At 40.5% G+C, this 25,360-nt stretch carries 23 protein-coding genes and 1 tRNA gene; 12 read left to right on the top strand and 12 right to left on the bottom strand.

The genetic code is table 11. The features are described from left to right. A partial coding sequence (gene hflX / locus AC59HZ_RS07940) for a GTPase HflX (RefSeq protein ID WP_496545360.1) occupies positions 1–705 on the bottom strand: 705 nt, incomplete at its 3' end. A gap of 229 nt (positions 706–934) precedes the next feature. Here hflX and AC59HZ_RS07935 point away from each other — a divergent pair. Beyond that, positions 935–1,540 carry a trimeric intracellular cation channel family protein gene (locus AC59HZ_RS07935; protein WP_430071884.1) on the top strand — a complete coding sequence of 202 codons (606 nt, stop codon included), beginning with the start codon at positions 935–937 and terminating at the stop codon, positions 1,538–1,540. Between the two features lie 31 nt (positions 1,541–1,571). On the opposite strand, the gene spoVK is transcribed toward AC59HZ_RS07935, so the two are convergent. From spoVK to miaA, 3 genes are all read right to left on the bottom strand, one after another. Continuing rightward, positions 1,572–2,519: a stage V sporulation protein K gene (gene spoVK / locus AC59HZ_RS07930; protein WP_496545268.1), complete on the bottom strand. Its 948-nt coding sequence runs from the start codon at positions 2,517–2,519 to the stop codon at positions 1,572–1,574. A 385-nt stretch (positions 2,520–2,904) separates the two neighbouring features. Further along, a complete protein-coding gene (gene hfq / locus AC59HZ_RS07925; RefSeq protein WP_223588316.1) occupies positions 2,905–3,135 on the bottom strand; it encodes an RNA chaperone Hfq in 231 nt (76 codons plus the stop codon). Between the two features lie 26 nt (positions 3,136–3,161). Beyond that, the gene (gene miaA / locus AC59HZ_RS07920) at positions 3,162–4,118 is read right to left on the bottom strand and encodes a tRNA (adenosine(37)-N6)-dimethylallyltransferase MiaA (RefSeq protein WP_496545359.1); all 957 of its coding nucleotides are present in this window, start codon (positions 4,116–4,118) and stop codon (positions 3,162–3,164) included. Positions 4,119–4,464: 346 nt separating this feature from the next. Here miaA and mreBH point away from each other — a divergent pair, with 346 nt between their 5' ends. Further along, entirely contained in the window at positions 4,465–5,481 is a 1,017-nt protein-coding gene (gene mreBH / locus AC59HZ_RS07915; protein ID WP_496545267.1) for a rod-share determining protein MreBH, read from the top strand. Between the two features lie 34 nt (positions 5,482–5,515). Here mreBH and AC59HZ_RS07910 read toward each other — a convergent pair whose 3' ends face one another. After that, entirely contained in the window at positions 5,516–5,959 is a 444-nt protein-coding gene (locus AC59HZ_RS07910; RefSeq protein ID WP_496545266.1) for a hypothetical protein, read from the bottom strand. A gap of 499 nt (positions 5,960–6,458) precedes the next feature. On the opposite strand from AC59HZ_RS07910, the gene AC59HZ_RS07905 reads away from it, so the two are divergent. Further along, complete coding sequence (locus tag AC59HZ_RS07905; RefSeq protein WP_496545265.1) at positions 6,459–7,331, top strand: SDR family oxidoreductase; 873 nt, start codon at positions 6,459–6,461, stop codon at positions 7,329–7,331. Positions 7,332–7,677: 346 nt separating this feature from the next. Here the strand turns inward: AC59HZ_RS07905 and mutL are convergent, their stop codons facing one another. Together mutL and mutS are read right to left on the bottom strand one after the other, a co-directional pair. Beyond that, on the bottom strand, positions 7,678–9,591 hold the full coding sequence (gene mutL, locus AC59HZ_RS07900; RefSeq protein WP_496545264.1) for a DNA mismatch repair endonuclease MutL: 1,914 nt from the start codon (positions 9,589–9,591) through the stop codon (positions 7,678–7,680). Between the two features lie 13 nt (positions 9,592–9,604). Beyond that, positions 9,605–12,196, bottom strand: coding sequence for a DNA mismatch repair protein MutS (mutS, locus tag AC59HZ_RS07895; RefSeq protein WP_496545263.1), 2,592 nt, complete (start codon positions 12,194–12,196; stop codon positions 9,605–9,607). 158 nt (positions 12,197–12,354) lie between these two features. On the opposite strand from mutS, the gene AC59HZ_RS07890 reads away from it, so the two are divergent. The 8 genes from AC59HZ_RS07890 (at position 12,355) to AC59HZ_RS07855 (ending at position 19,099) form a co-directional block, all read left to right on the top strand. Then, positions 12,355–13,122, top strand: a complete 768-nt coding sequence (locus AC59HZ_RS07890; protein ID WP_496545262.1) for a YwaF family protein — start codon at positions 12,355–12,357, stop codon at positions 13,120–13,122. A 200-nt stretch (positions 13,123–13,322) separates the two neighbouring features. Then, positions 13,323–14,189, top strand: coding sequence for a MurR/RpiR family transcriptional regulator (locus AC59HZ_RS07885; RefSeq protein ID WP_496545261.1), 867 nt, complete (start codon positions 13,323–13,325; stop codon positions 14,187–14,189). Positions 14,190–14,191: 2 nt separating this feature from the next. Then, positions 14,192–15,331 (top strand): M20 peptidase aminoacylase family protein, encoded by a 1,140-nt coding sequence (locus tag AC59HZ_RS07880; protein WP_496545260.1) that lies wholly within the window; start codon positions 14,192–14,194, stop codon positions 15,329–15,331. Beyond that, complete coding sequence (locus AC59HZ_RS07875) at positions 15,328–16,143, top strand: GNAT family N-acetyltransferase (protein ID WP_496545259.1); 816 nt, start codon at positions 15,328–15,330, stop codon at positions 16,141–16,143. The genes AC59HZ_RS07880 and AC59HZ_RS07875 overlap by 4 nt, the downstream gene beginning before the upstream one ends. Further along, complete coding sequence (menC, locus tag AC59HZ_RS07870) at positions 16,140–17,246, top strand: o-succinylbenzoate synthase (RefSeq protein WP_496545258.1); 1,107 nt, start codon at positions 16,140–16,142, stop codon at positions 17,244–17,246. Before AC59HZ_RS07875 ends, menC begins: the two co-directional genes overlap by 4 nt. A 13-nt stretch (positions 17,247–17,259) precedes the next feature. After that, entirely contained in the window at positions 17,260–18,327 is a 1,068-nt protein-coding gene (locus AC59HZ_RS07865; RefSeq protein WP_496545257.1) for a YkvI family membrane protein, read from the top strand. Positions 18,328–18,520: 193 nt separating this feature from the next. Continuing rightward, a tRNA-Arg gene (locus AC59HZ_RS07860) sits at positions 18,521–18,594 on the top strand. A 301-nt stretch (positions 18,595–18,895) separates the two neighbouring features. Continuing rightward, the gene (locus tag AC59HZ_RS07855; RefSeq protein ID WP_496545256.1) at positions 18,896–19,099 is read left to right on the top strand and encodes a helix-turn-helix transcriptional regulator; all 204 of its coding nucleotides are present in this window, start codon (positions 18,896–18,898) and stop codon (positions 19,097–19,099) included. Between the two features lie 240 nt (positions 19,100–19,339). Here the strand turns inward: AC59HZ_RS07855 and AC59HZ_RS07850 are convergent, their stop codons facing one another. The 5 genes from AC59HZ_RS07850 to araD form a co-directional block, all read right to left on the bottom strand. After that, entirely contained in the window at positions 19,340–19,531 is a 192-nt protein-coding gene (locus tag AC59HZ_RS07850) for a hypothetical protein (RefSeq protein ID WP_496545255.1), read from the bottom strand. A 197-nt stretch (positions 19,532–19,728) separates the two neighbouring features. After that, positions 19,729–19,902: a YolD-like family protein gene (locus AC59HZ_RS07845; RefSeq protein ID WP_496545254.1), complete on the bottom strand. Its 174-nt coding sequence runs from the start codon at positions 19,900–19,902 to the stop codon at positions 19,729–19,731. 75 nt (positions 19,903–19,977) lie between these two features. Beyond that, on the bottom strand, positions 19,978–21,576 hold the full coding sequence (locus tag AC59HZ_RS07840; protein ID WP_496545253.1) for a xylulokinase: 1,599 nt from the start codon (positions 21,574–21,576) through the stop codon (positions 19,978–19,980). Between the two features lie 111 nt (positions 21,577–21,687). Continuing rightward, positions 21,688–23,172, bottom strand: coding sequence for an L-arabinose isomerase (gene araA / locus AC59HZ_RS07835; RefSeq protein ID WP_496545252.1), 1,485 nt, complete (start codon positions 23,170–23,172; stop codon positions 21,688–21,690). A 117-nt stretch (positions 23,173–23,289) separates the two neighbouring features. After that, on the bottom strand, positions 23,290–23,985 hold the full coding sequence (gene araD / locus AC59HZ_RS07830; protein ID WP_496545358.1) for an L-ribulose-5-phosphate 4-epimerase: 696 nt from the start codon (positions 23,983–23,985) through the stop codon (positions 23,290–23,292). Between the two features lie 246 nt (positions 23,986–24,231). Here araD and AC59HZ_RS07825 point away from each other — a divergent pair, with 246 nt between their 5' ends. After that, positions 24,232–25,359, top strand: a complete 1,128-nt coding sequence (locus AC59HZ_RS07825; protein ID WP_496545251.1) for a GntR family transcriptional regulator — start codon at positions 24,232–24,234, stop codon at positions 25,357–25,359. Position 25,360: the final 1 nt, after the last annotated feature.

Here is a 25,360-nt window from a genome sequence, read left to right as displayed (position 1 = left end):
GGTGATTAAGGCTAAAAAACCACTTGGTAAAATTAATTTTCGGGTCATTGGATCAAGTGTGGCAAACAGTTGATTTTCCTCATACGAATCCGCTTCAGACAGACGGTTAAACAACGTTGATTTACCAGCATTGGTGTAGCCGACAATCGCTACTTGAAAAGCTTTATTTTTCTTTCGACGTTCCCGATATCGTTCCCGGTGCTGGACGATGACAGCGAGCTGCGTTTTAATATCATCGATTCGGCGGCGGATGTGCCGGCGGTCGGATTCTAATTTGGTTTCCCCTGGTCCTCTTGTTCCGATACCTGCCCCCAGCCTTGATAACGCGGTTCCCTGTCCTGCTAAACGGGGAAGTATGTATTGAAGCTGCGCAAGCTCCACCTGTAGTTTTCCTTCTTTGGATCGTGCTCTTTGAGCAAAAATGTCTAAAATAAGCTGCGTCCGGTCGATAATTCTGGCATTTATTTCAGAGCCAAGATTTCGCTTTTGACTCGGGGATAACTCGTCATTGAATATCACGATATCTGCTTCAAGCTCTTCCACTAAAGCGACGATCTCTTCCACTTTTCCCTTACCGATATAGGTTGCCGAGTGAAGACGATCTCTTTTTTGCACAACAGACACTAATACTTCACCCTGTGCGGTTTCTGTTAATGATGCTAACTCTTCCATCGAATATTGAAAACGCAAATCATCATCAGCCATTGTTTGACAGCCGACCAGAATAGCTTTTTCTTTCGTATCTTTTTGTTCCAATAAACATCCTTCCCTTCAAAAAAATCTCTACCTCTCATCATAACAAAAAAGCTTTTTAATCTCTATTTTTCCCTATACCAACCTTATTAAAAATATTTGTTGTATTTTTCTTTTTCCGTGGTAAAATTTTATTATTTGTTAGAAATAATTATAAAGACAACAAGGGGAAAATGAACTAATGACATGGGAAGTATTAAGTATGATTGGCACGATTGCCTTTGCGGTCAGCGGCGCAATTGTGGCAATGGAAGAGGAATATGATATTTTAGGAGTTTATATATTAGGAATTGTAACAGCCTTTGGCGGCGGGGCCATTCGAAACCTTTTGATCGGTGTACCCGTTTCGGCATTATGGGAGCAGGGATTATTTTTTCAAATTGCCTTATTATCGATTACGGCCGTGTTCCTATTTCCAGCAAATCTCCTTAAGCACTGGCAAAAATGGGGGAACCTCTTTGATGCTATCGGCTTATCCGCATTTGCGATTCAAGGGGCAATTTATGCCTCAAATATGAATCATCCTCTAAGTGCTGTTATTGTCGCTGCAGTGCTAACAGGAATCGGCGGCGGAATTATTCGTGATTTATTAGCCGGACGAAAACCGATTGTCCTAAGATCAGAGATTTATGCGGTATGGGCGATTCTAGCAGGCGTGATTATTGGACTTAAAATTGCTTCAAGCTCATGGGAATTATATACACTATTTATCCTGGTAACAGTATTGCGCGTTCTTTCCTACACCTTTGATTGGAAACTGCCTATACGGAGGCTGGGAGCCCATTAAAAAAATCGACGGTATCTGACCGTCGATTTTTTTAATCTTCTTCAAACACCAAATCATTGCTTCGTAATGTCATCAACTCATGCCTGTCGTAGCTATTCAGCATTAAAAGCCTCATCGCCTGAGCACGAATCGATTTTTCAATAATATTGCGGACATAACGGCCATTTGAAAAACTGTTCGGACTTAAAACTGCCTTTACCCAGATTAAATGGTCTTTTAACTTTTTTTCAGCCTCATGACTAAAGGTGTATTCTCGTTCCACAATCATCCTGCCTGCAATTTCCATCAGTTGCTCAATATTATAATCCGGAAAATCAATGACCAATGGGAACCGTGAATGGAGACCGGGATTTAGCGTTAGAAAATAGTCCATTTCTTGTGAATATCCCGCAAGGATGAGAATAAACTCATGCTGTTTATCCTCCATATGCTTGACAAGTGTATCAATGGCCTCTTTGCCAAAATCCTTTTCCCCGCCGCGGCCTAGCGAATAAGCCTCGTCAATAAATAAAATGCCGCCTTGAGCCTTTTTGATCAAATCGCGAGTTTTTTGGGCGGTATGTCCGATATATTCACCAACAAGATCGGCACGTTCCGCCTCAATTAAATGACCCTTCGACAAGACACTCATTTTTTGAAACAGTTTGCCTATTAACCGGGCAACGGTTGTTTTTCCTGTTCCGGGATTCCCTTTAAACATCATGTGCAACGCTTGTTTTCTTGCCTTTAAACCCATTTCCTCGCGTTTCTTGTTTACATAAATCCACGCATAAATTTCCTTTATCATTCGTTTCATTTCTTCCATACCAACCAAAGCTCCTAGCTCTTCTTCAATTTCTTTTAGGGCAGTATGCTCTGGGGGAATGACCTTTGGAACAACTTGAAAGTCAGGTAATTCTTTCGTTACGGTTTCTCTTTTTTGAGAATTGAGAACAACTTTTATTTGGCCGTTGCTTTTCATTCGCATTCGTTGGTCCAAAGCTTTCACCTCTCATTCTGCAGACAGTATACATATGGTAGGGTTTTTGTTAGCAATAAAAATTTTTCTTTTAATAAAGGCTATGTTAAAGGACATTGTTGATTTTTTTAATACTGTTGATTGGAGCGGAAGGAGCGAAGACTCCTGCGGGAGTACGGGGCAGGGGAGACCACGCAGGCGCCAAGGCACCGAGGAGGCTCCCCGGCACGCCCGCGAACCGCTCGCGCCTGGAGCGCAAATCAACAACTTAGTTTATCAGAGCCTTAATAAGAAGGAATACATAATCCTTCATTTTAATGTGTATTCAAAGCCTTGGCATTTCATTAAATAAAGTTGAAAAATAAAAAAGAGCCCTTCTAATATGGGCTCAAATTTATGATATAGATTATTGATTATCCAGATCAAGCTGCACATTACGCTGAGGTGCAAACGTTGAAATAGCATGTTTAAATACTAATTGCTGTTTCCCCTCTGACTCAAAAAGAACTGTAAAGTTATCAAAGCCCTTAATTTGGCCTCTTAATTGGAATCCGTTCAATAGGAATACCGTAACGTGTGTGTTATCTTTACGGCACTGGTTTAAAAATTGATCTTGAATGTTAATTGTGGTTTTCATTTGTATATCCTCCTCTTTTATCTCTACTAATATGTATTCGATTTTACTTGAAGCTTTCCTTCAACATAATGTGAAATTTCCGTTATTTTTTTCGTGAAATTGTTCACATCTGTCATATCAAACCATTTTACATCCATTTTGTTGCGAAACCAAGTTAATTGCCTTTTGGCATATCTCCTGGAATTTTGCTTTAAGGTTTCAACCGCATCGTCAAGGGAAACCTTCCCATCCAGGTATTGATAAATCTCTTTGTAGCCAATGGCCTGAATGGATTGACAATCCCGAAGGCCTTGTTGATACAGGCTTTTCACTTCATCTAATAGTCCTTGTTCTACCATTAAATCAACGCGGTCATTTATCCGCTCATAAAGCCTGTCTCTTTCCATTGTCAGGCCAACGAGTGCGGTATCATACAATAGATCCGGCTCCTGGGTTCTTTGAAATTCTTGCATCGTCTTACCAGTAAGATGGTAAATTTCCAAAGCACGAATAACTCTTCTGACATTATTGGGATGGATTTGGGCGGCGCTTTCTGGATCCACTTCACATAATTCTTTATAAAGTGCCTCATTACCAATTTCTTTTGCTCGTTGTTCTAACTGCAGCCTAAATGCTTCATCACCTGATACATCGGAAAATTGATAATCATAAATGACAGATTGTATATACAGCCCGGTCCCACCAGCAATAATAGGGAGTTTTCCCTCTTTGGCAATCTCTTCTATCTTTGCCCTTACAAGCGATTGGAATTCAGCAACGGAAAAATTTTCGTCAGGCTCCTTAATATCAATCAAATGGTGGGGAATTCCATCCATTTCCTCTTGAGTTATTTTAGCCGTTCCAATATTCATGCCTCGATAGATTTGCATCGAATCACCGCTGATAATCTCACCATTAAACTGTTTGGCCATCTCAATACTCAGCTTGGTCTTTCCTACTGCAGTTGGTCCGATGATGACTAATAATTTTTGTTTTGAATCCAATATTTTCACACTGCCTTATACCTTTTTTAAATGGAAGGAATTCATTCGTTTACTTCCACCACTTCATCGTAACACAATTATGAAAAGCAGTTGAACATCAAATAAGTATATACAAAAAATTTCTTTTCTATGCGTTCTTGATCGAATGAATTTATTTTTTTCAGTTTGATTACAATCAGATGAATTTTTCGACCAAATTTACAAATCGATAACGGTTCTTTTACAAACGGCTTTTCACCCCCATATTCATGGTAGGCTTAATCGTAGAGTATTTTGTAAAAAAAACTCGTATTTTGGCATGCGAGTTTTAAATAGACTTTAAAATCTAGGAAATTAGGTGAATAAAATGCTATCAAATTTATCAAATTATGATATTGGCATTGATTTAGGAACTGCAAATATATTAGTTTATAGTAGAAATAAAGGGATTGCTCTTAATGAGCCATCTGTAGTCGTGGTTGATACGACAACAAAAAATATTGTTGCCGTCGGAACGGAAGCCTATGAAATGGTCGGAAAGACTCCAGAGAAATTTGTCACAATTCGTCCATTAAGAGATGGTGTTATTGCCGATTTCGACATTACCACCGAAATGTTAAAGAATATATTGCGAAAGGCTTCCAAAAAGCTTGGTTTTGCTCTACGTAAGCCAAATGTTGTCGTTTGCATCCCTTCTGGTTCTACTAGCGTTGAGAGAAGGGCAATTCATGATGCAGTGAAAAATGCAGGCGCTAAAAAGATCACCTTAATTGAAGAGCCAGTTGCGGCCGCAATTGGCGCTGGCATGCCAATTGATGAACCGGTTGCCAATGTCGTTGTGGATATCGGCGGCGGAAATACTGAAGTTGCGATTATCTCCTTTGGCGGCGTAGTATCTTGTCATTCCATTAAAGTCGGCGGTGACCGCCTAGATGAGGATATTATTCAATATGTACGTAAAGAATACAATGTGTTAATTGGTGAAAGAAGTGCAGAAAAAATTAAGATGGAAATTGGTTATGCCTTGATTGATCACGATGAGCTTTTCATGGAGGTTCGTGGACGAGACCTTGTTTCTGGATTACCAAAAACTATCAAACTTTCATCCTATGAAATTCGAAATGCATTAAAGGAACCATTATTGCAGATTTTAGAAGCTATCCGCGCCACACTGGAGGACTGTCCAGCTGAACTAAGCGGTGACATCGTTGACCGCGGTGTAATTCTTACCGGCGGCGGTTCGTTGTTGAATGGTATGGAAGCATGGTTAAGTAAAGAAATCGTTGTTCCTGTTCAACTTGCGGAGAATCCTCTTGAATCGGTAGCAATCGGAACTGGAAAAGCATTACCATACATGAATAAGCTGCAAGCTGCAGTTAAATAGTTAAAAACAGGCTGTCCGACGACAGCCTGTTTTTTTATACATTTTGTTGTTTTCGCATTCGGTTGAAGTATAAGAAGATTGGAAGAGGAATAACGATGAATCCAAGGCTTTTAATGATTTGATTTTTTGCACTTTCCTTAACCCGGTTTTTTTCATCTTTTACTGTTTGTTCGTACCTTGCTCGAAGCTCCTTTTCAGTTAAAACCTTCTCGTCCTTCACTTTACTATCTTCCCTAAACTGTTTAAAATCTTCATAGCTCTGGTAATAACTTGGCGGACTGATTAAATCGGCTGCCGCCATAAAGATCGATATTCCACCTCCAATGACCATCATTAGAGTAGCAAATAAGACTAAATACGTATAAAGATGGCGTATCACTGCTTCTTCCCCCTTTTCTTTATTTTTCACGGCATAAACGATAACAAAAATAATGATAACCATAGGTAAAAATGCGCCTAATAAGCTTAAAGCGATCAAGGATTATCCCCCCTTACCAACATTATACAACGATTAGTGTAATTTTACACCTTTAATTACTTTTTATTTATTGATAGAAAACAACAAACTTTTACAAAATCAGCGTTTTTAGTTTATGTTACCCTGTTGCCATTCTCGAGTAGTTTTGGGGCACTTAGAACCTTTCTACGTTACCAATTTCGCTTTCTCAGAACCTTTTTGCGCACGTAAAACCATTCTACGTTACCCAATTCGCTTTCTCGGAACCTTTTCAGGCATGTAGACCCTCTCTACGTTACCTAATTCGTTCCCTCGGGACTTTTTCAGGCACGTAGAACCTCTCTACGTTACCCAATTCGCTTCCTCTAATGCTTTTCGGGCACGTAGAGCACTTTTACCCAACTATTGATTTTATATATTGACAGATGCATCAAATGTAACTATTATAGTTACAGGTAATCAATTTAATTACAACACACAGATTTATTTATAAAAAAAACATACATTGGAGGAAAAGATTATGAAAATGCTAGTTACAGGTGCAACAGGTAAATTGGGAACAAAGGTTGTAGAAACACTTTTAAAAACTGTACCAGCGAGTCAATTAGCGGTTAGTGTTCGCAACCCCGAGAAAGCAGCAGGATTACAGGCTCGTGGAGTCGAAGTTCGACAAGGAGATTTTGATCGTCCAGAGACTTTGGATTCAGCTTTCGCAGGAATCGATCGCTTATTACTTATTTCTGCGGATGGGGATAATGAAACTAGAATTCGTCAGCACACGGATGCAGTTGCGGCGGCAGAGCGCGCAGGTGTAAAATTCATTGCTTATACTAGTCTGGCAAATGCAAGTGAAACCACAATGTTCCTTGCTCCGCCACACGTTGCGACGGAAGAAGCGATTTTGAAATCAGGTATTCCTTACTCCTTCTTACGCAATAACTGGTACTTGGAGAATGAAATTCCAAGCATTCAAGGTGTTTTGGCAGGAGCTCCATGGGTGACATCTGCAGGTTCTGGAAAAGTTGGCTGGGCACTTCAGCAGGATTATGCAGAGGCGGCTGCAGCGGTATTGGCTGGAGATGGCCACGAAAATACCATTTATGAGCTTTCTGGGAAGCCATTGTCACAGGAAGAACTGGTATCTGCCATTAGCACTGTTTTAGGAAAAGAAATCCCTGTCCAACAGGTGGATGACATCACTTATGCCGATATTATGAAAGGCGCTGGCTTACCCGATTTCCTTATTCCATTCCTAGTTGGTATCCAAAAAGGCATCCGCGATGGAGCATTAGAAATTGACAGCAATGATTTAGAAAAACTTCTTGGCCGTCCAGCTGCGCCAATTAATGAAGCATTGACTCAAATCGGTAATGGAATCTCTTTAGCCAAATAATTGAGCGAACTTTAAAAACCGACCTTTTGAATGTAAAAAGGTCGGTTTTTTTATATGAATGACAGTTCATTACCCGATTGATTCAGAAGAAGGCTTTTGCGGTAAATGAAATGGGATTTCATTGCCCGCTTTATTCAAAAACTGGCTAGCTCAGTAAATGAAACAGCATTTCATTTACCAAATGCTTCAAAACCTGGCCTACCCGGTAAATGAAACATCGATTCATTGCCCCATTCATTATAAAAATGGCTCTTAAGGTAAATGAAACATTGGTTCCGCAACACAGTAAAGGCACGTAGCTCATCCCTACGTGCCTTTACTGTGTTAAGTGCAGTTTCGCCATTATTTACATTACTCGTTTAAACATCTTCTCCATTTCATAAACCGAGTAATGAACGATTATCGGTCTTCCATGCGGACAGGTAAACGGATCAGATGCTTTTCGCAAATCATCCAGCAACGCCTGGATTTCATCGGTGCGCAAATGGCGGTTTGCTTTAATTGATGCTTTACAGCTCATCATAATGGCCGCTTCCTCACGAAGCTTCTTAATATCCACTTTTTTCATCAATAGTAACTGTTCAATCATCTCTTCAATAATTTGTTTTTCTTCTCCCTTAGGAAACCATTGCGGGTGGGAGCGGACAATGAAACTATTCATTCCAAACTCCTCAAGAAAAACGCCAACCTTTTCAAGCTCACTTGAGTATTCATTTATCTTCAGGTATTCATCTGTTGAATACTCAAACGTTAATGGGACAAGCATTTCCTGCAGCTCGGACTGTACCTGCCCTACTTTTTCACGGAAGTATTCATACTTAAGGCGCTCCTGAGCAGCGTGCTGATCGACGATATAAAGACCATTTTCATTCTGCGCAAAAATATACGTTCCATGCATTTGTCCGATTGGATACAACCGAGGGACCCGGCTTTCGTCTTCAACAGGCTCGGGCTCAATTTGTGGCTCAACCCGAGATTCAATCTGTGTTTCAATCAGTTCAGAACTAGGATCCGAATCATCAACATCCTCATAAGAATCTGAAGGTACATTACTAAAAGGATTAATGGACTCCCAGGTTTTAGTTTCAGGAATCGGTTCTTTTTGTTCGAAAGAATATGGTCGTTCAATCCTTAATTCAGGAGCTTTATAAATGACAGGCTCCTTTTTCACAAACGATGTATTTGATAGCGGAGTACCCTCATCCAAAACCAACGAAGTTTGTTCTGATTTTGGTATTTCTTTTTTCACAGGTGTATAAGCAGTCGGAATCAATACCTTCGATTTGAAAGCCTCTTTAATAATAGAAGTTACGAGTTCATTCAATTCAGCTTCCTTACTGATGCGGACTTCCATTTTCGATGGATGAACATTCACATCCACCAGTAAGGGATCCATATCGATATTCAGAAGAACTATTGGGAACCGGCCAATAGGAAGCAAGGTATGATACCCTTCCTGAATCGCTTTTGCCAATGGATAGTTTTTAATAAACCGTCCATTGATCATAGTTGAAATATAGTTTCTCGATGCTCTTGTCACTTCTGGCATCGAGGCAAATCCCGTAATTTTATAATCAAGTGACTGACCGGATATGGGCACCAGCTGCTTGGCAATACTTATTCCGTAAATCGCGGCTAACACTTGACGCACATCGCCATTACCATTTGTCTGAAGCAGCTTCCGCTCATTATGAATCAGGCGGAAAGCTACCTCTGGATGCGAGAGGGCCAGCCGGTTCACCACATCCGTGATATTTCCAAGCTCTGTGTGAATAGTCTTCATATACTTCAGACGTGCAGGTGTATTGAAAAATAAATCGGTAATCGTAATATCCGTGCCGCGTCTGCTGGATGCTTTTTCAAAGGTCTCTACCTTGCCGCCCTCAATAACGACCAGATTTCCAGCACCCTCACCGGTCGAGGTCTTCATTTCAAGCCTGGAAACAGAAGCGATACTTGGCAGGGCTTCGCCGCGAAATCCGAGGGTACGAATCCGGAATAAATCATTTTCATTTTTGATTTTGGAAGTAGCATGGCGCTGAAACGCAAGGAGCACATCATCCTCTTCAATCCCGTTCCCATTATCGGTAATGCGAATCTTCGCGAGACCTGCTTCTTCTACCTCGATTTCGATGACTGTACTGCCAGCATCAATAGCATTTTCCACTATTTCCTTCACGACAGAGGCAGGGCGTTCGACTACTTCCCCCGCCGCAATTTTGTTTGATAAGGCGTCATCTAACTGGATAATCTTGCCCAACCGCGCTCGCCTCCTACTTTAGCTTTTTCTGGAGCTCATACAACATGTTAATCGCTTGAAGCGGTGTTACATCTAATAAATCCAATTCTTTAATTTTATCCAAAACTTTTTTCTCTTTAGGAGAAAGATCAGGCTTTTTTGGTTCCTGCGGTTCATCGAAAAAGGATAACTGCGCAGGCTTTTCTACCACTTTAGCTTCCACTTTTACCGGAACGCTTTGAACCACTTCAGTCTGTTCGAGTGCTGTTAAAATTTCATTGGCCCGTTCAATTAATTCAGCAGGCAGCTCTGCCAGCTGAGCGACATGAATACCGTAACTCTTGTCAGCAGGGCCTTCCTTTATTTTATGAAGGAAAACAACCTTGCCATTGTGCTCAATCGCACTGACATGGATGTTTTTTAACTTTAAAAGTTCTTCTTCCAATACAGTCAGTTCATGATAGTGGGTTGAAAACAGTGTTTTCGCCCCAATCCGGTTATGGATGTATTCAATGATGGCCTGTGCAAGGGCCATCCCGTCATACGTCGATGTTCCACGTCCGATCTCATCAAATAAAATTAAGCTGTTTTGCGTCGCATTGGCAATCGCATTTTTCGCTTCCAACATTTCGACCATAAAGGTACTTTGGCCTGAAATCAAATCATCAGCCGCTCCAATTCGGGTAAACACTTGGTCAAAAATCGGCAGCACCGCTTCATCAGCCGGTACATAACAGCCGATTTGCGATAAAATAGCAGTCAAGGCAATCTGGCGCATGTACGTACTCTTACCGGACATGTTTGGCCCCGTGATCAACAGAACTTCACGGTCGCTGTCCATAAAGCAATCATTTGGTACATATTCCTGGGCGTTTAACACCTTCTCAACAACCGGATGACGTCCATCTTTAATTACCACACGGCGTTCAGTTGAAAATTGCGGTTTCACATAGCGGCGCTCTTCACTCACTTGTGCAAAGCACTGGAGAACATCGAGCTCGCTGACGGTTTTCGCCAGTGCTTGCAGGCGTGGAATTTGTTCTTTCACGATTTCACGAATTTCTGTGAATAACTCATACTCGAGCTCACCGCATTTTTCTTCCGCTTGTAGAATTAATGCTTCTTTTTCCTTTAATTCAGGTGTTATAAAACGTTCAGCATTGGTTAATGTTTGTTTACGCTCATACTGACCTTCCGTTAAAAGATGGAGATTGGCACGGGTCACTTCAATATAATAGCCAAATACCCGATTGTAACCCACCTTCAACGATTTAATCCCGGTTTTTTCACGTTCCTCACGTTCAAGCTGAGCAATCCATGTTTTCCCGTTACGGCTGGCATCGCGATACTGATCTAACTGGGCATTGTAGCCGTCACGAATCATATTTCCTTCTTTTAAGGAAAGCGGAGGGTTCTCTACAATTGCCTGTTCCAATAAATCGGTCACTTCTTCACATGGATCCAGAAGGCCGGCGATTTTATTCACTTCTTCATTCTGCATGCTGTTTAAGATTTGTTTTAAAAAAGGTACCTGAATTAAGGAACGTTTTAATTGAACTAAGTCGCGGGCATTCACATTTCCAAACGCAACACGGCCTGCTAAACGTTCTAAATCGTATACTTCTTTTAATTTTTCACGAAGTTCCTGACGCTCAAAATAATGGTTCATTAGGACTTCCACTAATTTATGACGGTATTCAATCTCGTCTTGGACAATTAATGGACGGTCAATCCAGTGCTTTAACATCCGGCCGCCCATCGCGGTCATTGTTTCATCCAGCAGCCATAACAGCGAGCCTTTTTTCCCTTTTGAGCGTATCGTTTCCGTTAATTCCAGGTTCCGTTTTGAAAAATAATCAATTTTCATAAATTGATGAATTTGATAGGTTGTTACCGGCTGAAGATGATCAAGGCTTCTTTTTTGCGAACGGTATAAGTAGTTAAACAATCTTGCCACTGTTTGCTTAAGCTTGTCCTGATTTAACCCTTCCAGCAATTGAGCAAAATTTAAATCTATTGAACTATTATCTTCAAATGAAATGGCAAGGACATCGCGCTCACGCATTTTCTTTTGCAGGTCGCCATCAAAATTACTGGCAACGACCACTTCCTTCGCACCTAAAACCGCCAATTCATTCAATACATCATCAAAGTTATTGGATAACAAGGTTACTCTGCTTTCGCCTGTGGAAATATCGTTATAGGAAAATCCGTACGTTTGGTCGTCAAAGGCTGTAATAGATGCAATATAGTTATTCTCTTTATCTGATAAGCCTTTGCCTTCCATGAGCGTTCCTGGTGTGATCAATTGAACAACTTCACGCTTTACCATGCCTTTTGTTAGTTTGGCGTCTTCCATTTGCTCACAAATCGCTACTTTATATCCTTTTGAAACGAGCTGCTCGATATATCCAGGGGCAGAATGGTAGGGAACACCGCACATCGGGATCCTGTCTTCGGAACCACCTTCGCGGCTTGTTAAGGTTATCTCTAATTCTTGTGATGCTTTAATTGCATCCTCAAAAAACATTTCATAAAAATCGCCTAAGCGAAAAAATAAAAAGGCATCTTGATAATCTGCCTTAACGGTTAAGTATTGCTGTATCATCGGCGTATAACCAGCCATAATGACCTCCACTGTTTTAATATCTTTCGAGTATCTTCGACAAACTATTATATCATATTCTGCGTGGAGCAGGCACATGGCGATTATCTTCCAATTAAAAGGGATATTTTAGTTTGTATAGAATTATTAAAGAAGATATGATGCATATATTTTTATATATGAATCGAAAAAAGGGTGGTGAATTTATGGAGTGGTTTGGCCGAAGTAATAAAAATTATGATTTTGATATGTTTTCAGTTAGTCACTTTGTTATTATGACCATCTTATTTCTAGGTGCCATTTTAATTTTTCTTTATAGAAATAAACTGAAGGATGAGAAATGGCGCGGGGTTGAAATTGGAATTGCTGTTTCATTAATTGCAATAGAAGTAACCTATCATATTTGGATGGCTGTGAATGGAAGCTGGGATGTAAGTCATGCATTCCCATTGGAATTATGCAGCATCAGCATGATCCTAACGGTCATTTTATTGCTGACTCGAAAAAAATTAATCTATGAGATTTTATTATTTACGGCATTATTAGGTGCCACCCAGGCAATTTTCACTCCATTATTAAATTACGATTTCCCGCATTTTCGGTTTTTTCATTTCTTTTATACTCATTTAATGGAGATTTGGGTTCCTTTGTATTTCACTTGGGCAAAAGGATACCGTCCGACCATTTGGTCCGTTGTAAAGCTGTTTGTTTTCTTGAATATATTAATGCCGATAATAATGTTGATTAATAAACTGGTAGATGGAAACTACATGTTCCTAAGTCATAAACCGGATGGCGCAAGCCTTTTGGATGTCCTAGGGCCTTATCCTTACTATATCATTTCGATGGAGGGGTTATTAATCACCCTTAGTCTTTTCGTCTGGCTTGTTTTCCGTGAGAAATCACCCAAAAAGCTGGAGGCAGAACGGGATTTGTCCATTCCATAAACAATCCAAATTAAGAGAAACCAGGCATTGCCTGGTCCTTTTTTTGTCTAGTGAATTTCTCCTTAACCTACCCTCTCTGTTCTATTCTTTTTTAAAATTTCCGAATATTTATTGTTTTTAATTTTAATATGTGCTATTTTTATATTCATTAAAAAGAAGTTTAAACTTCATTTCATGCGTAATTAAAGGAGAGACTTCTCTTGAAAGAACAAACCATCAAGGACAGGATTGAGCTACATTTTAATGAACTATCGAAGGCACAGCAAAAAGTGGCAAACTTTGTGCTTAAAAACCCAACCTTTATTGGTGTCCATTCTGCAGACGAAGTTGGGGAGAAGGCTGGCACAAGTGAGACAACAGTTATTCGCTTCTGCTATGCAATAGGGCTCGAAGGATATACCCAGCTGCAAAAAGAAATTACCCTATTTGTATTTAACCATACATCTGAAAGTACATTGGGGAATTACGTATCCTCTAAAAAAGAGCTTTTTAATGACCAGTGTCTTGTCGAAAAAGGTATGTACAAAGATAGCTCTAAAATTATCAGAATTGCCAAACAAATTAATAAAAAACTCTTTAATGAAGCAACACATAAATTACATGAAGCGAAAAACATTTACATTGTGGGTGCCGGCGCATCAGATTTTGGTGCTCAGTGGCTGCATTTTACGATGAATATTCTTCGGCCGAATGTCAGACTTATCCAAACGCAAACAGCAGAACTGATTCGTACCCTACAGGAAATCGATGAACAAGCGGTGGTAATTGTCATTTCACTACACCGTTATTTTAAAGAACCAATACAAATAGCCAAGGCACTCCATGAACGGGGTATTACGATTCTGGCCGTTACAGATTCTAAACTTGCTCCTATCAATAATTATTGCTCCTACGCTTTTATATTAGAACAACCTGAGCTTTCAACCATTGATCTTATGCCTTCTCTCATTTCCTTTTTAAATATATTAGTTACAGGGATGATGACATTTGATCCAGTTTACTACAACAATCAACGGGTTAAGTACGATGATTTTCAATATGGCTTTATTTCGGACAGGTGGAGTTGACAATGGTGACAGAACAAACATTAGCTGAACGTTTACATTCAATTTTCGAACATTTACATAGGAATCCGGAGGTCAGTTGGGGGGAAGTTGAAACAACCGCATTTATTGCAGACTTTCTTCGAAAAGAAGGTTTTGAACCATATACATTTGAAAATATAACTGGACTATATGTAGATATTGGCGAAGGAACTCCCATGGTTGGATTCCGTACTGATATCGACGCTTTATGGCAGGAAGTGGACGGTCAGTTCCAAGCCAATCATTCATGCGGACATGATGGGCACATGACAATGGCACTTGGCACCATTCTTTTACTAAAAGAACTGGCCCCAACACTAACAGGAGCCGTGCGTATTATATTTCAACCCGCTGAGGAAAAGGCACAAGGGGCAAAGGCACTTGTGGAGGAAGGCGTTGTTGATTCGCTTCACTATCTGTTCGGGACACATGTAAGACCGCATTTTGAACTACAAGACGGGACGTATGCACCAGCACTTTATCATGGGGCTGCAAAACTTTTGACTGGAACCATAAAAGGAGTGGAAGCACACGGATCCCGACCTGAAAAAGGGATAAACGCAATTGAGGCAGCTGCCGCTTTAATTGACGGGTTAAAACGGGTTTGGATTAGCCCGGCCGAAACGGCTTCTATTAAAATGACGCAGCTTCAAGCAGGCGGCACCTCAACAAATATCATCCCAGGTAAGGCAACCTTTAGTATTGACGCAAGGGCTCAAAATAATGAAACGATGGAGGCATTAACTGCCGGGTTTGAAAAAGTTATCACCGCCGTGAGTATGATGTATGGAGCTTCGATTGATTACAAAGTGGATGCCCATATTGCCGCCGCTCAAGTGGATGAAACGGCAAAAGCGATAATGCAGCAAGCGATTATCGATGTAGCAGGCAAGGAACATTTAGCACCGGAAATTGTCACTCCAGGCGGAGAAGACTTCCACTTTTACGCTTATAAAAGACCAAAACTAAAAACAACGATGCTTGGACTTGGCTGCGGGGTCACCCCCGGGTTACATCATCCACAAATGACGTTTAATCGAAAACGGCTCCCGACAGGGGCTCAAATTATTACGAGAGCATTAATATTGGCATTAAAACAAGTAGAAAGAAGCGAGAATCAATGATTATCATTCGAGAACTGAAAACAATTGAGGAAATGGAACAAGTTCAAGAATTAGAATGTAAAGTTTGGGAAATGCCCCCCACTCCAACACACCAAACGTTAACGGCAGTAAAAAACGGCGGCATTATGGTCGGTGCCTTTGACGGAAGCCGATTAATGGGTTTTAGCTATGGTTTTGCCGGCTTCCGTGGTGGCAAAAGCTATTTATGCTCACATATGCTCGGAATTGACGAGGATTACCGTTCACAAGGCATAGGTGAAAAACTTAAGCTTAAACAACGTGATATTGCCATTTCGAAAGGCTATGATTCGATGCACTGGACATATGACCCGCTTGAAACCCGAAACGGATATTTAAATCTAACCAAGCTTAATGGGATATGTGACACTTATGTAGAAAATTGCTACGGTGAGATGAAGAACGTCTTCAATCAAGGACTGCCGTCAGACCGCTTTGAAGTGCACTGGTATTTAACCAGTCGTTATGTTGTTGAAAAGCATTTACCAAATATGGATCGGCCTGCAGCTATAAACACCATGTCATTTAATGAAGAAGGCTTGCCTGTTTACGTTACTGGCATTGAGCAGGATCTAAACCGTCCGGCATATTCAATGGCTGTACCAAAGGATTTTCAAGCCTTAAAAGTTGCCAGCCAACCACTGGCGATGGACTGGCGTTTACAGACGCGAACGCAGTTCCAACGCTTATTCAAAGCGGGATATGCCACTGTTCGATTACAGCCAAATGATACACACAATTCATACATTTTTGTAAAAAAAGATACGTTAGCACTTGGAGGAGAAACAAAATGAAGATTACAGACATTACGATTCGCCATTTAAAAATGAAATTAAAAGCACCCTTCACTACTAGCTTTGGAACATTTACAGACAAAGACTTTCTATTACTAAAAGCAAGAGACGAAGACGGAACCATTGGATGGGGCGAGTCGGTAGCCTTCCATTCCCCTTGGTACAATGAAGAAACATTACAAACAAATTGGCATATGTTAGAGGATTTTTTAATTCCGTTACTTTTAAAGAAGGAAATGAACCATCCTGATGAAGTGAGTGACCTTTTTGCCCCCATCCGAAAAAATAATATGGCAAAGTCAACCATTGAAGGCGCCGTTTGGGATATTTATGCACAGCAAACCAATCAATCTCTTGCTTCTGCACTCGGTGGAAAAAAAGAAAAAATTGAAGTTGGAATTAGTATTGGCATTCAAAAATCAATTGACGACTTAGTAGCGTTAGTCGATGAATATGTAAAGGAAGGCTACAAACGGATTAAAGTGAAAATTAAGCCGGGCTGGGATGTTGAAGTAATGCGAACATTGCGCGAGAAGTTCCCTGACGTTGCGATTATGGCAGATGCAAACTCAGCATACCGTTTGGAGGATGCCGAGCTTTTAAAAAAGCTGGACGAGTTTAACTTAACTATGATTGAACAGCCTTTAGCATCGGATGACATCATCGATCATGCGAAGCTGCAAAAAATGCTAAAAACTCCAATTTGTTTAGATGAAAGCATTCATTCTATTGAGGATGCGCGTAAAGCTGTAGAACTGGGTAGTACAAAAATTATTAATATTAAAATCGGACGAGTAGGCGGGCTGACGGAAGCAAGAAAAATCCATGATTACTGTGAGGCAAATGAGATTCCAGTATGGTGCGGCGGCATGCTTGAGTCTGGGATTGGACGAGCACATAATGTTGCATTAACCACTTTATCAAACTTTATTTTACCTGGCGATACAGCAAGCTCTAATCGTTACTGGGAAAAAGATATTATCCTGCCTGAAGTTGTGGCGGAAAACGGATATATTCAAGTACCTCAAATTGCCGGCATTGGCTATGAAGTGGATCTTGGTGCAGTAGATGCATTTACAGTAGCGAAAAAACATTACGAATGATGAGGTGACTAGGATGAAGAAAAGTTTACAAATTGGCGGAGCGTTCGTCGGATTAATTGTCGGGGCCGGTTTTGCTTCAGGGCAAGAAATTATGCAGTATTTTACTAGTTTTGGTATTTTAGGAACCATTGGAGGTATTATCGCTGCTGTGGCGTTCGCATTTTTAGGCTACACACTGGCACAGTTAGGCTCTGACCTCCAGACATCATCTCATAAAGAGGTTATTTACTATTTAGGCGGACGTTATATTGGGTTCATTTTAGATGTTATCATTACCTTCTTCTTATTCGGTGTAGCTGTTGTTATGTTTGCGGGTTCAGGCTCGACATTCAAGCAAATGCTCGGCATAGATCCAATGATAGGCAGCGTGATTATGGTGGCTGCCACCATCTTAACTCTATTATTAAACGTAAAAAATATTATTAATTTAATTGCAATCATAACCCCTTATTTAATGGTCATTATATTTGTGATTTTAATATATTCTATTTTTACCATGGATATATCTTTCACTGAAGCAAATTCATTAGCAAAAGAACAAAGTTCCTCAGCATCAAACTGGATTATGGGTGCACTACTATATGTATCTTATAATATCGCCGCGGGTGCAGCATTATTGATTGTTATGGGCGGTACCATTAAAGACCGTAAAGTAGCGGGCATGGGCGGTATTTTTGGCGGAATTATGCTTGGCATATTGATTATCTTAATTAATATCTCAATGTTTGTAAAAATGGATATCGTTGGCGGTGTGGATATGCCAACACTTGAACTCGCCGGACAGATTCACCCGGCAGTAGGCATTCTAATGGCGATTGCTTTACTTGGTATGATGTACAACACAGCAGTGGGTATGTTCTATGCCTTTACAGTCCGTTTCATTAAACCAGAAAGTATATCCTTCAAGCCGGCCGTAGTAGTGATCGGGTTACTGGGATTCGGCGCCAGCCTAATAGGGTTCACTACACTTGTAGGAAAAGTATACTCCACAATGGGCTACCTAGGTTTTGCCCTAATCTTGGCTATTTTGATCGCCTGGGCAAGAAAAGGAAAAAGTCATAAACCTGCTATAACGGCATAATAATTGAAGCTTGGTTCTATTCTTACAGGGAACCAAGCTTTTTGGAATTTCGATAATCAATAAATTAACATGAACGAAATAACAAATCCCTTCATATATATAAGTAGATTTTCAGATTTTCCCATACATTAACTATTTAATATTGACCTTTTGCAATTAACTATTTATAATAAATAACGTTCCTATAAAAAGTGTCCCAATAGCTCAGCAGGATAGAGCAACAGTTTCCTAAACTGTAGGTCGGAGGTTCGAATCCTCTTTGGGACGTCATTGCTAGAAAAGCGCTATGTTTCGCGGTTTGTTCTCCGTTAATCAATACGGTGACAATGCGGTGACATGGCGCTTTTTTCGTTGTCTGTAGGACCACGTTTTTTCCTTTGGATTGGTGATGTTGAAGGAAATCGATATTACTTTTTTGATACTCATGGAAATCCCTCCCTTCCTGTAATACTAGGATTATATGCGCGCTATTACCGCTATTTCACAATTTAGTTGTGCAAAATTGCACAATAAAATTGCGAAAGGATTAGGACGAGTTTTGTCGAAAGTATATAGTAGGTGATCAGACATGATAATTTGCTTAATAGGTAAGCGTATTAAACAATCGCAATATAAACGGGAATTTATACAGGAATATATGGGTGTATCTCGCAACACCTTATCGAACTGGTCTACGGGTAAGAATTATCCGTCGGTCCCTCAATTATTTAAACTAGCGGCATTATTAGACGTGAAAGTGGACGATTTGTTTATATATAAAGCGGAAGAATGACGATGTCACGGAACTGTCAGAAATAAGAGCGGGAATCATCCGACCATAAATGGGATTGGGGTAAAGGGATGCGGAGAAAGCGAAGATGCAGCGATTGATAATGCTTTCGAGACGGTTAACATTCCCAAATAGACGCGTTGGAGCGTTCGGCTAGCGTTGAGTCGGGCGCTTTTTTATATGTTCTTTTTCGTTAACGTAATATCTTATTTATTTATATAACGGAGAAAAACGGAGAGCAAATTACTCTCCGTCTGCTACTACGATTTCGTATCCGAGTGACTGCAGTTTACTTTCGAATAAATCTCGCGAAACAATAAAGAACGTTTTGCTGCCGTCATCACTTACGACTAATTCATCCGGGCTCTTATCGACCTGGGCTTCGATTAGGTTATCGTAACGGTAGCTCTCTTTGAGTAATTCCGAAATGCTCAAGCTTATCACCTCCGCATTATAATATCAGAATTTTCGGGAATGTAAAGATATTTTAGGCACCTGATACTGATTAATTTAATAATAAAACTCCGTGTTTGTCCATTGCGTTTAAGGACAACCCTTCATAATATACAGTATCCCTTTGAAAAAGAGTAAGCATTTACAGAAGCGCTATTCATGCGCTTTTTTCTATGCGCTTAATTAACGACCTTCACTCCAACAACACTTTCGAAAGCCACACGCTCAAACTCTCCGTCCTTTACTTCTATCCGCAACTTCTTCGTCAGAGGATCTACGTAATGAACATGGCCTGACATCTCCGCAGTGAATCCGTCATCCCATACGCTAAGCTCAAAAAATCTTTGATTCATATCAAGGATTTTTATTTTTGTTAAAGTATGCCAATAACAATTGCCGATAATGAATTGAAGACTTTTACAAAAATTTTAATTAAGATTTTCTATTGCAGCTTTTTCAATTGCAAGTCCCATTGTATAACGATTCATAAATTGCTCAAAACCCGCTACATCCTTTGAAACAGGGGACATCGTCCTACTAGCTTTTTCTACAAATACTTTATGGCTTAAATAGTCATCCAACGTTTCATTATCTGCTTTGTTGATTAGATAAGATGCGAGTAGAGCGATTCCCCATGCTCCTCCTTCCCCTGCCGTTTCCATCACGGAAACAGGGGCATTAAGCGCAGCGGCCATAATGCTCTGCCCAACGCCTTGGGTTATAAACAAGCCGCCATGACCAAGAATTTCATCCAGTTTCACTTCTTCTTGTTTGAGCAGAATATCCATACCAATTTTTAGAGCACCCAATGCTGTAAATAAATGGACACGGATAAAATTAGCCAGGTTGAAATTGCTTTCTGCTGAACGAACAAACAAGGGCCTGCCTTCTTCGAAGTGGGTCATGTGTTCGCCGGAAAGATAGCCATAAGCGAGTAAGCCGCCGCAATCGGGATCTCCCTGAAGAGCCAAATGATACAGAGTTTCATATAACTTATTTGAGTCTACATCCATGCCCATCACTTTAGAAAATTCACCGAACAATCCGACCCATGCATTGAGGTCTGAAGAACAATTGTTGGAATGAGCCATAGCAACAAGGTTGCCTGTAGGTGTGGTGACAAGGTCAATCTCGGAATATACCTTAGACAGTTCCTTTTCTAGTACAACCATGGCAAATACAGAAGTTCCGGCAGAAACATTACCAGTACGCTTCGCGACGCTGTTTGTTGCCACCATTCCAGTTCCTGCATCCCCTTCCGGCGGACAAAGTGGAATCCCAGCCTGCAGCTCTCCGGTAACATCCAACAGCTTCGCCCCCTCTTCTGTTAGGACGCCGGCGTTTTCACCTGCTACCAAAACATCGGGCAAAATATCTTCCAGTTTCCATGGTAGATTTTGGGGTGCAATCAATTCATTGAATTGATCGATCATTCTATAATTATAGTTCTTGGTATTCAAGTCAATTGGAAATACACCGGATGCTTCACCTACTCCCAGAACCTTCTGTCCTGTCAGTTTCCAATGAATATATCCAGCAAGTGTTGTCTGGAAGTTAATATCAGCAATATGATCTTCCTGGTTCAAAATGGCTTGATACAAATGAGCAATACTCCACCTTTGCGGAATTTGGTAGTTAAACAGTCCTGTCAGCGATTTCGAAGCCTGTTCGGTCATATTGTTCCTCCAGGTGCGAAATGGCGCCAGAAGCTTCCCGTCTTTGTCGAAAACCATATAGCCATGCATCATCCCACTAAAGCCAATTGCTCCAACGGTTTGTAATATGACGCCATATTGCTGTTTCACCTCATTAGCCATCTTTTGATAGCTGTCTTGTACACCCTTCCAAATATCCTCTTCACTATAGGTCCAGATATTGTTCACATAGCTATTTTCCCAAGTATGGCTGCCGGACGCGATTGGCACATGATTTTCACCAATGAGTACAGCTTTAATTCGGGTGGAGCCAAGCTCAATACCAAGTGTTGTATTGCCACTTTGAATGGCATTTTTTATATCAGAATTCATGGAATTTTTCCTCCAATAAAAAAATAGTAAAATCCTAGATTAGAATAAACAGCAAGGCTATTATTTCTAATAGCCTTGTGTTTTCTTCATTATTTTTCCTTAAAGATGCAATTAACGGTAGATCACTTCATTCCAGTGTAATTCATTATTGAATGTCTCTGTTTTCGTGTCATTATTAATGACGACGATCTCAATTCCTGCCAGTTCAGCAAAATCTCTCAACTGTTCTGATGTCACTTTGTAAGAGAAGCCAGTATGGTGGGCCCCACCAGCCTGAATCCAATTTTCTACCGCTTGGCTTAAGGATGGCTGCGTTTTCCATAAAACCCTTGCAACCGGAAGATTCGGCATATCCCTTTCTGGCTGTTCAGCATCTACTTCATTTACTAGGAGACGGAAACGATGGCCAAGATCCACTATGCTTGCATTTAAGGCAGACCCGCTCATTCCATCAAACACTATTCTTGCAGGGTTCTCCTTACCGCCAATTCCAAGTGGATGAACCTCGATTTTCGGACGAGTGGCAGAAATGGTTGGGCAAACCTCCAGCATATGTGCCCCAAGAACCATTTCATTCCCTGGCTCAAAATGATACGTATAATCTTCCATAAAGGATGTTCCTTCATTACCGGCAATCATTTTCATTAATCGAACAAGAGCCGCTGTTTTCCAGTCACCTTCACCAGCAAATCCATATCCCTGTTCCATCAGTCGCTGAACGGCAAGGCCTGGAAGCTGGTGCATACCATGTAAATCTTCAAAAGTAGTGGTAAATGCGGTGTAACCGCCTTCCGTTAAGAATGCTTTCATACCAAGTTCAATTCTAGCTTGGTAACGGATGGCTTCGCGGACCGGACCATCGGTAAGTCCTTCAGGTGTCATATCATATTGCTGTTCATATTCAGCCATCAGCTGGTTAATTTCTTGATCCGTGACATCATTCATCCGCCCGACAAGGTCTCCAACTCCGTACCCATTGATTGTCCAGCCGAACTTGATTTGCGCTTCTATCTTATCACCCTCTGTTACGGCTACTTGGCGCATATTATCACCAAATCTGGCAACTTTAAGGTTTTTGCTTTCCGCAAATGCAGCCGCTGTTTTCGTCCAGCTGCCAATACGTTCTCTTACCTCAGGGTTTTCCCAATAGCCCACGACAACTTTCCGCTTAACATTCAGACGTGCCGCAATGAAACCATGTTCACGGTCACCGTGTGCAGCTTGATTCAAGTTCATAAAATCCATATCGATTGATTCCCAAGGGATATCACGGTTAAATTGTGTAGCAAAATGAAGATATGGCTTTTGCAGGGCAGAAAGGCCGGCAATCCACATTTTTGATGGTGAGAACGTGTGCATCCAGGTAATGATACCCGCACAATTCTCATCGGCATTTGCTTCCAAGATCAATTTGCGGATGGAATCTGAATCCTTTACTACTGATTTAAAAACTAATTTATATGGAACTCGAGAATCTTCATCCAGACCATTCACGATGGTTTTTGAGTTTGCTTCCACTTGACGAAGTACATCTTCTCCATATAATAATTGACTTCCAGTCACAAACCAGAATTCATAGGCTTTTGTCGTTAACAATTGTAATTCCTCCTTAGTGAATAACAGATAGTAATCTATCAAATCATTGATTCGCATGCTGCAGACAGTCGTCCGTACAAGTAATCCTATATTTAAAGTGAATTTTTTCCTCTCAATCTACTTTTGTCCATAATAGGCATTCACACCATGCTTTCGAAGATAATGCTTATCTAGCAGGAATTGGTCGATTTCCTTAATCTGCGGGTTTAGCAGATAAGTGTTTAATGCCATTTTAGCTACTTCCTCTAATACCACTGCATTATGTACCGCCTGGCTGGCATTTTTGCCCCAACTGAATGGTGCATGCCCTGATAATAAAATTCCTGGCATAGCAACAGGGTCAAGGTTTTCCTTTTCAAAGGTTTCGATGATTACATTTCCTGTTTCAAGCTCATAGCCCCGTTCTATTTCCTCTCCCGTCAAGGTCCGTGTACAAGGAATTTCACCATAAAAATAATCCGCATGTGTGGTTCCAAGGGCAGGAATCGAGCGTCCAGCCTGCGCCCAGCTTGTAGCCGATGGAGAGTGTGTATGTACAATTCCCCCTATTTGAGGAAAGGCGCGATATAAGGCAAGGTGTGTTTGTGTATCGGAAGAAGGTCTTAAGCTCCCTTCTACAATGTTCCCATCCAAATCCGCTACAACTAGATCATCAATATGTAATTCATCATACGGTACACCACTTGGTTTAATCACCACGAGTCCAGTTTCACGGTCGATACCGCTTACATTTCCCCAAGTAAAAGTGACCAAACCATGTTTAGGCAACTGAAGATTCGCTTCCAAAACATCCCTTTTCAATCGATCTAACATCATATATGACCTCCTATCACAAGTTATCCTTACAACCTGATTTAAGTATTGAACTTGTACGTATAACTTAATTTCGATTTTATCACCATATCAATTTATTTCAATGTATTTTTTTAATAATTTAGAGAAAAAATTGATAATAAATATATCATAGTCAACTATTAAATTATTTGTTAGGATAGGATTATTAGTATTCTTGTACGTATAAGTTACAAGCTTGGCTTAATAGTTGAAAGTGGTGATACAGTGTCTTCACAAACCAAATACAATATGGTAAAGGAAAAAATAACTGAATGGATAACTAGCGGGAAGGTGCAGCCTGGCGAAAAGATCTATTCTGAAAATGAACTTGTGAAAATGTTCGGGGTAAGCAGACATACTGTCAGACAAGCTGTCGGGGATTTGGTCCATGAAGGTTTGCTTTATCGAGAGCAAGGTGCGGGAACCTTTTGCTCCTCTAAAAAAGAGCAAACAATGGAGCAGACGCCAGCCTTAATCCATTCATCCAGTTCTAACGGGAAAAATATTGGAGTAATCACGACCTACATCTCTGATTATATTTTTCCATCCATAATAAAAGGAATTGAATCCCAGTTAACGGAAAAGGGCTATACTTTAACCCTTGCTTGTACGGATAATAATGTGGAGAAGGAAAAACAATGCCTGCAGACCATGTTAAGCAGAAATATTGACGGCCTTATCGTAGAACCTACAAAAAGCAGCCAATACAATCCTAATATCCAATACTATCTGGAATTGGAGCAGAACAACATCCCATATTTGATGATTAACCAATACTATTCACAGCTAATGCCTCCACACATGATTATGAATGATGATAAAGGCGGTTATTTGGCGACTGAACATTTAATAAAACTGGGTCACGAAAAAATCATTGGTATTTTTAAAACCGATGACCTTCAAGGGGTAAACCGGATGCAGGGCTTTATCCGCGCTTTTAGAGAACATAGCCTGCCATTTTTCCCTGAGATGGTCATTACCTTTTCAACAGAAGATCAAAATAACAGGTTATTGGAACGGTTAGAGAATTTCTTTAGAACAGATTCTACGCCCACCGCAATTGTTTGTTATAACGACCAGCTAGTATTAAATGTTTTAAATTTATTAAGACGGCTTGGACTTAGTGTTCCAGAGGATGTTTCCATTGTTGGCTTTGATGATTCATCGTTGGCAGTGGCAACAGAAGTAAAACTAACATCAATAGCTCATCCAAAAATGGAAATGGGGATCGAAGCAGCTAAATGGATTGTTAATGCTGTTGAAAATAGAGGGGACCGTCCTCCTTCGATTATTTATGAGCCGGAATTAGTGATTAGAAATTCTACTGCTCCATTTATAAAGGTGCAAAGTTAAT

It is taken from the genome of Neobacillus sp. DZ-9 (assembly GCF_059587065.1).
This window is presented reverse-complemented; position numbering and strand designations above follow the sequence as displayed.

Coding starts and splice junctions, on each gene's coding strand:
- AC59HZ_RS07905 (WP_496545265.1), top strand. CDS start 6,459: ATGAAAATGCTAGTTACAGGTGCAACAGGTAAATTGGGAACAAAGGTT.
- AC59HZ_RS07880 (WP_496545260.1), top strand. CDS start 14,192: ATGGTGACAGAACAAACATTAGCTGAACGTTTACATTCAATTTTCGAA.
- AC59HZ_RS07890 (WP_496545262.1), top strand. CDS start 12,355: ATGAATCGAAAAAAGGGTGGTGAATTTATGGAGTGGTTTGGCCGAAGT.
- AC59HZ_RS07855 (WP_496545256.1), top strand. CDS start 18,896: ATGATAATTTGCTTAATAGGTAAGCGTATTAAACAATCGCAATATAAA.
- AC59HZ_RS07875 (WP_496545259.1), top strand. CDS start 15,328: ATGATTATCATTCGAGAACTGAAAACAATTGAGGAAATGGAACAAGTT.
- AC59HZ_RS07845 (WP_496545254.1), bottom strand. CDS start 19,902: ATGAATCAAAGATTTTTTGAGCTTAGCGTATGGGATGACGGATTCACT.
- araD (WP_496545358.1), bottom strand. CDS start 23,985: ATGTTAGATCGATTGAAAAGGGATGTTTTGGAAGCGAATCTTCAGTTG.
- menC (WP_496545258.1), top strand. CDS start 16,140: ATGAAGATTACAGACATTACGATTCGCCATTTAAAAATGAAATTAAAA.
- AC59HZ_RS07840 (WP_496545253.1), bottom strand. CDS start 21,576: ATGAATTCTGATATAAAAAATGCCATTCAAAGTGGCAATACAACACTT.
- AC59HZ_RS07865 (WP_496545257.1), top strand. CDS start 17,260: ATGAAGAAAAGTTTACAAATTGGCGGAGCGTTCGTCGGATTAATTGTC.
- mreBH (WP_496545267.1), top strand. CDS start 4,465: ATGCTATCAAATTTATCAAATTATGATATTGGCATTGATTTAGGAACT.
- mutS (WP_496545263.1), bottom strand. CDS start 12,196: ATGGCTGGTTATACGCCGATGATACAGCAATACTTAACCGTTAAGGCA.
- AC59HZ_RS07935 (WP_430071884.1), top strand. CDS start 935: ATGACATGGGAAGTATTAAGTATGATTGGCACGATTGCCTTTGCGGTC.
- hfq (WP_223588316.1), bottom strand. CDS start 3,135: ATGAAAACCACAATTAACATTCAAGATCAATTTTTAAACCAGTGCCGT.